Origin of the sequence: Streptococcus sp. HMSC064D12 (assembly GCF_001837205.1) — a bacterium.
Classification (GTDB): domain Bacteria; phylum Bacillota; class Bacilli; order Lactobacillales; family Streptococcaceae; genus Streptococcus; species Streptococcus salivarius_D.
Map to the genome: position 1 here is coordinate 26697 of NZ_KV831766.1, position 12916 is coordinate 39612.

Here is a 12916-nt window from a genome sequence, read left to right on the forward strand (position 1 = left end):
AGCCTCTTTATCTATCACTAATTAAACATTTATCTGAGGAGATATCTATGTCACAAACAATCTACGACACAACTCCTATGCGCCAGGTCTTCAAAGAAGGTACATGGGATGTCAAATTGTCCTTTCTGGTAATGGGATTGGCAAACTTGGTCAACAAACAGTTCACCAAGTTTGCTCTTCCTCCTTTCTGAGATTGCCTTCTTAGTAGCCTTCGTTATCCAAATTATCCCTGCACTTAAAGGTATGATTACCTTGGGGACTCAAGAACAAGGTGAAGCTATTAAAGAGGTTAATGGGGTTAAGCTTACTGTTCAGGTCGCTGGAGATAACTCTATGCTCTTGTTGATTTTTGGACTTGCATCATTAATCTTCTGCGCAGTTTTTGCTTATATTTACTGGTGTAATCTTAAGAGTGCTCGTCATCTCATGGCTCTCAAACAGTCTGGACGTAAAGTTCCTAACTTTGTCGAAGACTTCAAGACCTTGGCTGATGGTCGTTTTCACATGGGACTTATGACTGTACCATTGATTGGAGTTTTGCTCTTCACAATCTTGCCTTTGATCTACATGATCTGTTTGGCTTTTACTAACTTTGACCACAATCACCCAGCACCTAAATCACTCTTTGACTGGGTTGGTTTCTCAAGTTTTGGTGAGGTTTTGCAAGGTCGTATGGCTGGTACTTTCTTCCCACTTTTGACATGGACCTTGATTTGGGCAGTTGCTGCAACAGCAACAACTTTCTTCTTCGGTATTGTCCTTGCTCTCTTGCTCAACACTAAGGGGCTTAAATTCAAGAAAGTATGGCGTACACTCTTTGTTATCACTATCGCCGTTCCTCAGTTCGTATCCCTTCTTTTGATGCGTAATTTCCTTAATGACCATGGTCCTTTGAATGGTTTGCTTCAAACCTTGCATCTCACTAATGGACCAATTCCATTCTTGACTGACCCTCTCTGGGCTAAGTTCTCTATTATCTTTGTTAATATGTGGATTGGTATTCCATTCACAATGTTGGTTGCAACTGGTATCATCATGAACTTGCCAACTGAGCAGATTGAAGCTGCTGAAATTGATGGAGCAAGCAAATTCCAAATCTTCAAGAGCATCACTTTCCCACAAATTCTCTTGATCATGGCGCCATCATTGATTCAACAATTCATCGGTAATATCAATAACTTCAACGTTATCTACTTCCTTACTGGTGGTGGACCTACTAACTCTGAATACTATCAAGCGGGTTCAACTGACCTCTTGGTAACTTGGCTCTACAAACTGACTGTTAGCGCTAAAGACTACAACTTGGCATCTGTTATCGGTATCTTGATTTTCGCCATCTCTGCAACATTCAGTCTCTTGGCCTACACAAGATCATCTTCATTCAAGGAAGGGGCTGCTAAATAATGAAACGTAAGAAAAATCTTTACCTAACTGGTACTTATATTCTATTGACAGTTCTAGCTGTTATCTGGTTGATTCCTATTATTTGGATCTTCCTTACAAGTTTCCGTGGTGAAGGAGCTAATGCGGTTCCTTACTTCTTCCCTAAGACTTACACTTTTAATAACTACATTAAACTGTTTACCAGCGATGCTTATCCATTTGGAAAATGGTTCATCAATACCTTCATCGTTGCCACATGTACATGTATCCTCTCAACTTTGATTACCGTTGGGATGGCCTACTCACTTAGTCGTATTAAATTCAAACACAGAAATGGCTTCTTGAAGTTGGCACTTGTGCTTAACATGTTCCCTGGATTCATGTCAATGATCGCGGTCTACTACATTTTGAAGGCCCTCAATTTGACACAAACCTTGACATCTTTGGTTTTGGTTTATTCTGCTGGGGCTGCACTAGGTTTCTACATTGCGAAAGGTTTCTTTGATACCATTCCTTACTCATTGGTTGAATCAGCAATGATTGATGGCGCAACTCGTCTTCAAATCTTCACTAAGATTACCTTGCCACTTTCTAAACCAATCATCGTCTACACTGCCCTCATGGCCTTCATGGGACCTTGGGTAGACTTCATCTTTGCATCTGTTATCCTCGGTGACGTTAAAGATAAATATACGGTTGCCCTTGGACTCTATCAAATGCTTAACCAAGACGCTATCAATGAATGGTTCCTTCCATTTACCGCAGGTGCTATTATCATCGCCATCCCAATCACCCTTCTCTTTATCTTCATGCAGAAATACTATGTTGAAGGTGTAACCGGCGGATCAGTTAAATAATAAAGGATAAATGATATGACAACTCTTAAACTGGATAAAATTTACAAAAAATACCCAAATGCAACTCACTACTCTGTCGAAGATTTCAGTATCGATATCAAAGACAAGGAATTCATCGTTTTCGTAGGTCCTTCAGGATGTGGTAAATCAACAACTCTCCGTATGGTTGCTGGTCTCGAAGAAATCACAGAAGGTAAACTCTATATCGATGGTGAAGTGGTTAATGACAAATCACCAAAAGATCGTGACATTGCCATGGTATTCCAAAACTATGCACTTTACCCTCACATGACTGTTTATGAAAATATGGCCTTTGGTCTTAAACTTCGTAAATATAAAAAAGACGATATCGACAAACGTGTGCGTGAAGCTGCTGCTAGCCTTGGTTTGACTGAGTTCTTAGATCGTAAGCCTGCAGACCTATCTGGTGGTCAACGTCAACGTGTAGCTATGGGACGTGCTATCGTTCGTGATGCTAAAGTCTTCCTTATGGATGAACCTCTCTCAAACTTGGATGCTAAGCTTCGTGTGACCATGCGTGCTGAAATTGCTAAAATTACTCGTAATATTGGTGCAACTACTATCTACGTTACCCACGACCAAACAGAAGCTATGACTCTTTCTGACCGTATCGTTATCATGAGTTCTACTAAAAATCCTGATGGTTCTGGTACTATCGGTCGTATCGAACAAATTGGTACCCCTCAAGAACTTTATAATGAGCCAGCTAATAAATTTGTTGCCGGATTTATCGGAAGTCCTGCTATGAACTTCTTCAATGTTAAGGTTGATGGCAACCGTATCACTAACTCTGAAGGTTTGGATATTGCAATCTCTGAGGGTCAAGCTAAAATCTTGAAAGAAACAGGTTACCAAGGCAAGGAAGTTATCTTTGGTATCCGTCCTGAAGATGTTTCAAGCCGTCCAATTGTTCAAGAAGTTTATCCAGATGCCAATGTAGATGCTGAAGTCGTTGTTTCAGAGCTTCTTGGTGCAGAAACAATGCTTTACCTAAAACTTGGGGAAACTGAGTTTGCTGCCCGTGTTGATGCGCGTGACTTCCATAATCCAGGTGAAAAAGTTAACCTTACTTTCAACGTTGCTAAAGGTCACTTCTTCGATGCTGAAACAGAAAAACGTATCAGTTTGTAAGATAAAAAAATCAGCTCAAGAGGCTGATTTTTTGTTTGGCATGATTAACCTACATTCTAACTAATACTTCCTATCACTCACTAAACATATCTCTTTCAATCTATGATATAATATCCTTTGGCACCTCGACACCGCCTACGAAGGGAGGTGAGTTTGCCTATGATGGATTTACTATTCAAAACTATCATCGGACCTATTGTGGTCGGTGTTATCCTTCGTCTGATCGACAAGTGGTTAAACAAGGATAGATAGTGCTAAAAAAGACCCCGAGCTTATGTGGAAGTTAGCTTGGGGTCTTTTCTTGCCTATGATATAGACTTACTATTCAATACAAGTGTATTATGTCATAAAAGCTTAGAATTGTCAAGAAACTTGAAGATAACCTTTAGATAGAGATCTTAGTCTTTAGTCTTGTCTTCTTCGTCTTTTTTATCATCATCAGTTTTATTTACGGCTGCTTTAAACTCGGCTAGCATTTTACCGATAGATTGACCGAGTTCTGGCAAGCGTTTAGGACCAAAGATGAGGAGGGCTCCTAGGACAATAATGATAAGTCCTGGAGCTCCGATATCACGTAGAATTCCCATGAGATCTCCTTTCTATTTATCTTTATATTTTCTTTGTTTACGTTTATAAATGAGCTTACTAAGAGTTACGCTAACTTCATAGAGTAAGATTAAGGGAGCAGTCATAGCCAAGTCACTAATAAAGTCGGCTGGTGTCAAAACAACTGCCAAAACCAAGAGAATAAAGTAAGCATAGCGTCTATAGCGTGTCAGAAATACTGGTGTTATTATGCCGATAGATGTCAAAAAACTCACAACTACGGGAAGTTCAAAGAGAACAGCTAGAGGCACTGTCGTATGCAGTAAAAAACTAAGGTAGTTTTGTGCTGTAATTTGTGTATCAAAGAGCCCTTCACCTAGTTTCAAAAGCACTTCCAAGATAGCTGGACTAACAAAATAATAACCAAAGGCCAAACCCAATACAAAACAGACAAAAGTCGCTGGAATATAGGCAAAAATGGCACGCGCTTCATTGTCCCTCAAACCAGGTTTCACAAACTGCCAAATCTGGTAGGTGGTAAAAGGCAAGGTGACCGTAAAAGCCATGAGACTGGCTAAGTTAATGTAAATCCAGAGAATATCGTTAGGTCCTAGAACCAATAAGGGCTTATCAAATCCTCTAGTCAGATAAGCATAGAGCTCCCCAGCAAACAACAGGGTGATACAGAAAACTAGGAAAAAGCATAACACTACTGCAATAAAACGTCTCCGAAATTCCACCAGATGCTCAACAATGGTCATCTCGTCCTTACTTCTTGCCATGCTGTTTCACCGTTACAAAGGCAATAATAACAATAAAGATAAGTTGTGGAATTAGGACTTCCCAGCTAGGATAGATACCAGCCCAATCAATTGTTGGGAAACCACTAATCAAATGATTGGACATCATATTAGTCAACTGAAGGGCATGAATGCTGACACCGAGCATCTTGAAGGCCAAGGCATAAATCAACCAAGTCAAAATAAAGAAGATACGATGCGGTTTAATATAGTGACTAGCTTTAGTCATAGCCACAGCAATAATAACAAGAACTGCAATGGCTAAAGCAATACCAATCAAGAAATTAGCTGTCGTGATACGTGGGATAATACCAACATAGAAAAGAATGGTCTCGGCACCTTCACGGAAGACAGCCAAGAAACTAAGGGCAAACATGGATACAAAACTTCCAGTAGCCGTCACTGTCTTCATCTGACGGTCCATCAAGTCATTCCACTGTTTAACTGACGACTTGCTGTGGAGCCAGATTCCAATCAGAATCATCATCGCAACTGCAAAGATACCAACGCCACCTTCAATAATTTCACGGTTAGCCCCTGAGGTCACAGCTGGAAAGACAACTTGTAAGATAACTGCTATAAGTGCGCTGGCAAGAACACCAGCAATGGCTCCGCCATAAACCCATTTGAGTCCCTTACGCATCTTGGCTGCCTTAAGAGTTGTCACAAGGGCCATAACGATAAGGAGGGCTTCGACCCCTTCACGCAAGAGAATCAACATGGCATCAAAGGCATTATAAGAAGCACTGGTATCGATAGCTGATAGGTCTGTAATCAAGGCTTGCAGTTTGTCCTGATAAGCTTTTTCTTTCCCCTTAACCATGATAACCGGTGTTTCACTCTCCACGCGCGTATAGAGGCTTGGGTTAGTCGTGCTTACATCACCTTCAATGGTTGGCCAGATAGTGATGAACTTCTTCATAGTTGCCGCAGCCGTTTTTTCATCACCTGCTTGGAATTGACCGAGAGCCTTTTCCAAGAGTTTAATACCATCTTTTAGGGTTAAACTTGAGCTTTTACTATCAAGAGGGACGCCCTTGATAAAGTCATCAATCCCACCCTTGAGATCATCATAGGACGACTGGATGCTGGTAAAATCAGTAGGCTCCGTCTCAATGCTACTGCGCAAAAGTGAAATGGCCGTCTCAATCTTGCCGTAGTAGGCAGTACTGTGGTCACGGACAACAGCTTCATTTCGCGTCCAAGCATTATTCAATTCGCCGTAAGTTTTGCGGGTCGCAGCTAGGTCCTTAGCCGTAATGGCATCCTGTAAGTTCTTGAAATAAGGATTAAGACGGGTCTCAAGTTTTTCCTTTTCCGCATCCAAGTCAACAGGATTTTGCTCTTTCTCAAATTTAAGAAGGGCTGACGAGATAGAGGTTAAGTCCTCTTCTGTCACGTCACCTTTAATATCAAGAGCCTTGCTAACTTTTTTACCAGCCTTGGAATCGTGATTTTCTTTTGTTTCGAAATAAGTCTTAATCTCACCGACTAATTCCTTAGCTTTTGCTTGATCCTTATTTTGAACAGCTGTTGTTGCATCTGTGATTTTGATATAGAGATCACTATAGGATTCAGCAGCAACTGGATAGGTCAAGAATAGAGCCAGAAGTCCAAGCAAAACGAGGAGTTTATTCAAAGAGTGCTTGACCAAGGTAGCCTCCTTTCTCCACGCCTGCAAAGCAAGCAAAGAGCCCACTTCCGATATGGGTGATGTACTCATTCATCTTGTCTACAGCACCAAGATTGGTCTGTATTTTGACAAAACGGTCTGGATCCTTCTGGTAGGCAATGAAAATCAATCCTGCATCAAACTGGCCAGTTCTCTCATCAATACCATCTGAATAAGAGTACGAACGACGTAAGATAGGAAGGTCTACTTCTTTAGCCAAACGCACATGAGAATCGACTGGTAGTTTTGACAAATCTACTTCGTCAAACTCATCTTTCTTGCCAAAGGGTGCTCCTGATTCCTTATAGCGACCAAAGGTGTTTTCCTGCTCCTGCAAATTGGTACGATCCCAAGTCTCCAAGTGCATATGTACCAGACGAAGAGCCATATAAGAACCACCCTTCATCCAATCCTTACTATCAGTCCAGACAACCTTGTCGAACTCCTTTTCCGTCGTAACATTGGCAGTACCGTCCTTGAAGCCAAAGAGATTTCGAGGCGTCTCCTTACGGTCTCCGATGGCTGCAAAACCTGATTTACTCCACTTCATGGTGATTTTATTACGACCTTTGCGGATCAGATTTCGAACAGCATGAAAGGCTACCTGTTCATCATCCGCACAGGCTTGAATAACGATATCTCCACCCGTATACTTGTCCTGTAACTGCTCCTTTGGAAATGGAGGCAAATCACGGAAGAGCTTAGGACGTTTAGATTCCAAACCAAGTTTTTTAAGAAAATCAGCCGAGACACCAAAAGTCAGGCTCAAGCGATAGGGGTTGAGTCCCACTGTTTCACCTGTATCTGTTGGAGGTAAGAGAGCATTAGAACCATCTTTTTTGACCAGCTCTCCTTCGACCAACTTACTACTATAGTCTGTCCAGTCTTTAAAAAGCTGAATCACTTCTTTTTTATCAGTTGTGTGAAGATCTAGCACCACCAAGTAGCAAGCCTTTTGCATAGGAGTTGTAATCCCAGCCTGGTGTTTGCCATAGAAGCTAATATCTTCATCTCCATCATAAGCTTTTTTACTTGAACTATCCTGATTATTGAAAAAAGCAGATGCACCAGAAAGACCAAGCGCTAGCCCAGCCCCTCCAATACCTGCTTTTTTAAGAAATTCACGACGGTCCATTTTTTGATCTAAAAATTTTTCGTCAGTCATTTTTCTTATTTCCCATCTAGAATAACACCCATTTGTGATAATGGTTCACCAAGTTTAGTTACAGCTTCGGCCAATTCCTTAGTATCTGCCTCACTCAAATCTGTATAAGACTTATAGTTTTTCTCATCAGTCATGTGTTTGTCCAAAAGACCATTGACATTCTTGAATTCTGTTTCCAAAGTCTTAACAAGCTTAGCATCTTTCTTTTGGATCAATGGCTTGAAGAGTTCAAAGATTTTTTCTGCTCCTTCAATATTGGCACGGAAATCGTAGAGATCAGTGTGTGAGAAGACTTCTTCTTCACCTGTAATCTTTTGAGTGGCAACTTCGTTCAGAAGGTCTACAGCTCCAGTCAACATGATATCTGGAGTGACTTTAACAGTTGCAATCTTAGCCTTGAGCTCCTTGATATCGTTGACCAATTGATCTGCATAGGCAGCTGTACCATCGGTCGTGTTGTCTTGCCACATGATGCGTTCAATACGGTGGAAACCTGACCAGCCATCTTCTGATTTATTTTCGTCCATGTAATCAACCAAACGGTAGTCGATTTTCACATCAGACTCACCAAAGCTTTCGGCAATTGGTTCTGAACGTTCGTAAGCCATACGAACCAATGGGTATTGTTTCTTAGCTTCTTCAAGATTTCCTGACTTGAGGGTTTCACTGAATCCTTCAGTATCTTTCAAAAGCTGATCGATTTCACCTTCAACGAAAGTCTTGTAATCACTTGTGGCCTGCTTCAATTGCTTTTGCTCACTGGCTGTGAGTTTTGAGCTAGATGAGCTAGAATTACTTGAATTACCAGATTTGGCACAAGCCGTCAATAAAAGCCCTGATGCTAAAAGAACAACACCAAGTTTGTTAAGTTTTTTCATGAATGTCTCCTATTTTCAAGATAGTGTTCGACATTTGTCGTTATATATGTGAATCGTTTGTTATTTCGATATGAAAAACGAACGATGATAAGTCAATAATGGTCTCTCATATGTAAGAGAACATATTCTAAACTAACAGAAGGAACCAGCACTGTCAACGGTTTTAGGCTATTTAAGAACTATTCTAAAGAGCAGATAAGAATGATTCTAAATAAAAGAAAAACAACAGGAAATAACCTGTTGTTACTTATTATTTTGTACGACGTTTTCGAAGGAATCCTAGGCTAAGAATACTTAAGAGACCTGTTGCAAAGAATCCACGATTTGTCTTTTCACCAGTAGATGGCAGTTGCTTACCAGTTTGACGACTAGCTTCAGTCTCAGCCTGATTATTGCCATGAGCAACAAGCTCAGCATCTCCGACAAGGTCCTCTTGACTTGAGGTCTTGACTCTTGTTTTAGTTACCTCAGTCTCTTTGCCACCAAATGACACAGTCTTCTCAGAAGGCTTAGCTACTTCCTCAGTTGGTGTCTGATCATTGGTTAAACGAATAATCGTCGCTGTTAGTGGGTCCAAGGTCAAGATGTGATTGTTGATTGCAACACCTGCTAGCTCACTAATTCCAGATAGATTAACTTGATTGCCATCTGCTAAAACCATATAGGATAGACCATTTGTAAGCTTGCTCAAATCAAACTGACGAGCCTTGCTATCAGCATTGACATAGACAAGGTAACGGTCTCCATTGGAAGCAATTGTTTGGTATCCTAATACCAAGTCCTCTTGAGCGACATTATCCTGACCAGGAACTGTCAATAGCGTCACACGAGCATCCACATCTGCTTTAGATTTGAAATTGAAGGCATCTGTAGACTTACGTAAGGCAATTAATCCTTTGGTAAAGGCACGCGTTTTCGCATTTTCTGGGAAGGCCTGACTATTAGTCGCCTTAGTCCAGTCAAAATGGTTAACCGCATCACTTGAATCATAAGAATCATGGATGAAGTAAGGATAGTCAAATGGATTACCCTTTTCATCAACTAAGAGGTGTGACTTATTCGGCACCTTGTCCTCAGATACAGGATAACGGTAGGCAGGATCACGGAACTGTTTGGTGCGACCGTATTCCTGACCAGAGTGAATAAATGGTGTTCCCTGAGCAGTCAAGATCATGAGGTTCCCTAGACGCAAGCGACGATGAATTTCAGCATTATTCTCAGGCTTGCTTGGATCCTTCTTGATTGATTGGGCGATGATATCAAAAAGGGTCAAATTATCATGAGCAGCAATATACTGAATAACATCTCCTGGTGAATCAGCCTCAAAGTTAGTTGGCTGTGCCTTGATATTATCAAAAACCTTATTAATATCACGTTTTCCACCTGTGATGAAGGCCGGTGTTCCCTCGTTTGGATAACCTGATTTGAGGGTATTTCGAATATCATCTGAAAATACAGCTACGGTATCTGTGTCTTTCATCCAAGACTGATCGGCAGGCTGAACAGGGCTATTTTCATCGCCAGCATAAGTCACCCAACCCTCACCAAGCATAATGAGATTTGGATTAAGGGCGCGTGCAGTATTGTATGCTTGCTCGATACTTTCAGCATCATGGTCACCCATCATATCAAAACGGAAACCATCTACTTTATATTCCTTAGTCAAATAAGCAATGGAATCCACCAAGACACGACGGCTCATATAGTGAGTCGTACCTAGACGACCGCCTCCAAAACTCGAACGAGGAGTGCCATCAGCATCCATAAAGTGATAGTAATTTGGCTCAAGGTCTTCAAAAATAGCTGTTTTGGCTGTATGATTGTAAACCACATCCAAGATAACACCCATACCATGGGCATGGATAGCTGCAACTAAATTCTTGAATTCTTCAATACGTTTAGCTGGATCACTAGGGTTTTCAGAATACATACCCGTCAAAGAGAAATAGTTTTGTGGATCATAGCCCCAGTTGTAGTTACTATCGCTTGAAGCATAGGCATCCAAACGCTTGCCATTTTGCAATTCATTAACAAAATAGTAGCTCAATACTGGCAAAAGCTGAATATGGGTAACCCCAAGGTCTTTAAGATAATCCAAACGCTCCGCAAAGGCTGCAAAAGTACCAAACTGGTGCTTCAATTCAGCTGAAATAGCCTTGTCAGAGGTGAAATCTCGGACATGGGCCTCATAAATAATGGCATCTTCACGAGACTTAAAGTTAGGAATCTTAGCGTAGTCAAGATCTTTTGGTCCATAATTAGCAGGATCTACAAAGGCAGCCTTGGCAATCTTGTGTTCAGGACCCTTGCTAGCATCATCACTATTCCAAGCTGCCAGAGATTTCGCATAAGGATCAAGAACAATTACTGACTGATCACCACGTTTAATGCGGTATTGATAGAAATAGCCTGTTAAGTTTTCAAGGCCAAAATCAGTCGCAAGTAGGTCAGCTTGCCAAGTACCTCGAGGTCCTTTGCTTAGACCGTGTTCAGCCAGCACCTTGTCTTGATTATTCTTATCATAGACAATGATATCTACTTGATCAGCACTTGGTGACCAAAGTGTCACATGTGCCTTAGTACCATTCTCTTCTAGTCGAGCACCCAACTCGCCATCATAACTGTAGAGGGCATCCTTTAATTGCCAGCTCTCAGACGTTTTAAAACTATCACTGCCCAAAGTGACCTTATAAGGCAGATTTTCTGCAGCAAAATCACCTGTTAATGTAGCTTTTTTGAGTTTAGCATCCAAGTCAAGCTGTTTAAGAGTTACACTGTTACCATCCTTATCCGTCACCTTAAGGTCTTTAAGAATATCCTCAGATGAGACCTCGTCTAAGTTGGTGAAGCTAAGTTCGATTTTGCTTGGACTAAGCTGCTGAGCCCCAGTCAAACGCACATCCTTGACAAAGTAAGGGTTGGTGTAGACTGTCGGATCAGTATCTCGTACGAAAAGCTGACGAGATTTTTTCAAGTCACTAAATTTATAATCATTTGGTTGAATTTTCACATCATCTCCAGTTTTGCTCTCATCTAAGAGTAAAAATCCTATCGATTTTGCCGCTTGTGTTAGTGGAATATCTAAGTAGGCACCATACTTACCATTCGGTTGGAAATTGACACCATCAGGCCAATTGCTTGGAGCGTCCTTAACATCACCCCAATACCAGACAGACTTATTGCTATAGTCGCCATCCGTACGGAAATAATTGATACGAACGTGGTCTTGAGGGATAGGTTGATAGCTGTAAACTTGGAAATCTTTGTCAATCCAGGCCTCATTCATTTGAGGGCTAAGAATTTCGACTGCTTTATCCCCTGAAAGGTTCGTTCCAGCGGCATTATTAATCAAGAAGCTAAGTTTTTTAGGTGTTGAAGACAATTTCACATCTAAATAGACACCATAATCATCCTGTTTAGCTTCAGCAAATGAGGTTGCCCCTGTCGGCCAGGCCCCCTTCTGAGATGATGGTGTCTCAACATCATCCCAAGTCCAAAGTCCAAGCGATGCCTTGTCTGGACTTGGCAACTCTTGGAAATGCAAGCGAATAGACCCATCAGCAATAGGATCCTCAGATGCATTCGTAAGAGCTTGACTATTACTAGTACTTACTGTTTTTGGCGTGTTTTCGCTAGTTTCAGTTAGCTTGGGAATCTCAGTACGGCCAGTATTTTCTTCTGGAAGAGAAACTGGCTCATTTTCCTTGGATACCGTGGCATTCTCAGCTGCTACAGGAGCTGTTGGCGTTTCAGTTACTAGTCCACTGGTAGTAAGACTAGGATCAGCTTGTTCTACCTGTGTGCTAGAGTCGGGCGTTGATACTGCTTCATCTGCTTTTACTCCTTGAACTGCAGCAAAGCTCAAAAAAATAGCTCCAATGGTTACAGAAGCCAAACCTAACTTGTACTTGCGAAGGCTATAACGAAGAACTTTTTCATCATTAGCTTGAGTATTTCTTTTCATAAAAACTCCTTTTGTTAACGTTTTCATGTTTTTTAATATACCATTTAGCTTTCGTTTATGCAAGCGTTTTCTCTCTTTAAAAATTAAAAAAGAGAGAACCATAAGATTCTCTCAATCTATTAATTATAAATAGAATAGTAACGCTTAATCCCTGCCACAATTGCGTTTGCTAAAGTCTCCTGATAAGCAGAGGTATTCAAACGAGCGGCTTCTTGAGGATTTGACAAGAAACCAAGTTCAAGGAGAACTGCTGGTGCTGTTGTCTCACGCAAGACCGCAAAGGTTTGACGCTTCACGCCCTGATTCTGAGCACCAGTCGCATTAATCAGGCTAGACTGGATGGCATTGGCCAAGGTGTCACTCATACTCAAACGAATCGGATTAGCATGATAGGTCGCATTAATACGTGATGGGTATTCTGCATAAGGTTGGTAATAATAAGTCTCGATTCCCTGTGATGCTGAGCTTCCTGAAGCATTGATGTGAATACTTACGAAGA

The 12916-nt window shown here is 41.2% G+C and carries 10 protein-coding genes and 1 pseudogene; 4 read left to right on the forward strand and 7 right to left on the reverse strand.

What is annotated here, in order from left to right; translation table 11 throughout:
• Positions 1-47 precede the first annotated feature (47 nt).
• The 4 genes and pseudogenes from HMPREF2697_RS09190 (at position 48) to HMPREF2697_RS10265 (ending at position 3644) form a co-directional block, all read left to right on the forward strand.
• Positions 48-1404 (forward strand): annotated as a pseudogene (locus tag HMPREF2697_RS09190) (carbohydrate ABC transporter permease).
• Entirely contained in the window at positions 1404-2240 is an 837-nt protein-coding gene (locus HMPREF2697_RS09195; RefSeq protein ID WP_070850471.1) for a sugar ABC transporter permease, read from the forward strand. Before HMPREF2697_RS09190 ends, HMPREF2697_RS09195 begins: the two are co-directional and overlap by 1 nt.
• Before the next feature lie 15 nt (positions 2241-2255).
• Complete coding sequence (locus HMPREF2697_RS09200) at positions 2256-3392, forward strand: ABC transporter ATP-binding protein (RefSeq protein ID WP_070850473.1); 1137 nt, start codon at positions 2256-2258, stop codon at positions 3390-3392.
• A gap of 159 nt (positions 3393-3551) precedes the next feature.
• Positions 3552-3644: a type I toxin-antitoxin system Fst family toxin gene (locus HMPREF2697_RS10265; protein ID WP_004182539.1), complete on the forward strand. Its 93-nt coding sequence runs from the start codon at positions 3552-3554 to the stop codon at positions 3642-3644.
• Positions 3645-3790: 146 nt separating this feature from the next.
• Here the strand turns inward: HMPREF2697_RS10265 and HMPREF2697_RS09205 are convergent, their stop codons facing one another.
• The 7 genes from HMPREF2697_RS09205 to HMPREF2697_RS09235 all read right to left on the reverse strand — a co-directional run.
• The gene (locus tag HMPREF2697_RS09205) at positions 3791-3979 is read right to left on the reverse strand and encodes a twin-arginine translocase TatA/TatE family subunit (protein ID WP_002884867.1); all 189 of its coding nucleotides are present in this window, start codon (positions 3977-3979) and stop codon (positions 3791-3793) included.
• 12 nt (positions 3980-3991) lie between these two features.
• Positions 3992-4720, reverse strand: coding sequence for a twin-arginine translocase subunit TatC (gene tatC / locus HMPREF2697_RS09210; protein WP_070579837.1), 729 nt, complete (start codon positions 4718-4720; stop codon positions 3992-3994).
• Entirely contained in the window at positions 4707-6392 is a 1686-nt protein-coding gene (locus HMPREF2697_RS09215) for an FTR1 family iron permease (protein ID WP_070850475.1), read from the reverse strand. The genes tatC and HMPREF2697_RS09215 overlap by 14 nt, the downstream gene beginning before the upstream one ends.
• Positions 6370-7575 carry an iron uptake transporter deferrochelatase/peroxidase subunit gene (efeB, locus tag HMPREF2697_RS09220; RefSeq protein WP_070850477.1) on the reverse strand — a complete coding sequence of 402 codons (1206 nt, stop codon included), beginning with the start codon at positions 7573-7575 and terminating at the stop codon, positions 6370-6372. Before efeB ends, HMPREF2697_RS09215 begins: the two co-directional genes overlap by 23 nt.
• Before the next feature lie 5 nt (positions 7576-7580).
• Entirely contained in the window at positions 7581-8453 is an 873-nt protein-coding gene (gene efeO, locus HMPREF2697_RS09225; RefSeq protein WP_070850479.1) for an iron uptake system protein EfeO, read from the reverse strand.
• A 250-nt stretch (positions 8454-8703) separates the two neighbouring features.
• On the reverse strand, positions 8704-12417 hold the full coding sequence (locus HMPREF2697_RS09230) for a pullulanase (protein ID WP_070850481.1): 3714 nt from the start codon (positions 12415-12417) through the stop codon (positions 8704-8706).
• Positions 12418-12536: 119 nt separating this feature from the next.
• On the reverse strand, positions 12537-12916 hold a 380-nt coding region (locus tag HMPREF2697_RS09235), incomplete at its 5' end, for an N-acetylmuramoyl-L-alanine amidase family protein (protein ID WP_142350098.1).

What these genes read in the sequence shown, in the direction of transcription:
- HMPREF2697_RS09195 (WP_070850471.1), top strand. Translation starts at nt 1,404, where the DNA reads ATGAAACGTAAGAAAAATCTTTACCTAACTGGTACTTATATTCTATTG.
- HMPREF2697_RS09200 (WP_070850473.1), top strand. Translation starts at nt 2,256, where the DNA reads ATGACAACTCTTAAACTGGATAAAATTTACAAAAAATACCCAAATGCA.
- HMPREF2697_RS10265 (WP_004182539.1), top strand. Translation starts at nt 3,552, where the DNA reads ATGATGGATTTACTATTCAAAACTATCATCGGACCTATTGTGGTCGGT.
- HMPREF2697_RS09205 (WP_002884867.1), bottom strand. Translation starts at nt 3,979, where the DNA reads ATGGGAATTCTACGTGATATCGGAGCTCCAGGACTTATCATTATTGTC.
- tatC (WP_070579837.1), bottom strand. Translation starts at nt 4,720, where the DNA reads ATGGCAAGAAGTAAGGACGAGATGACCATTGTTGAGCATCTGGTGGAA.
- efeB (WP_070850477.1), bottom strand. Translation starts at nt 7,575, where the DNA reads ATGACTGACGAAAAATTTTTAGATCAAAAAATGGACCGTCGTGAATTT.
- efeO (WP_070850479.1), bottom strand. Translation starts at nt 8,453, where the DNA reads ATGAAAAAACTTAACAAACTTGGTGTTGTTCTTTTAGCATCAGGGCTT.
- HMPREF2697_RS09230 (WP_070850481.1), bottom strand. Translation starts at nt 12,417, where the DNA reads ATGAAAAGAAATACTCAAGCTAATGATGAAAAAGTTCTTCGTTATAGC.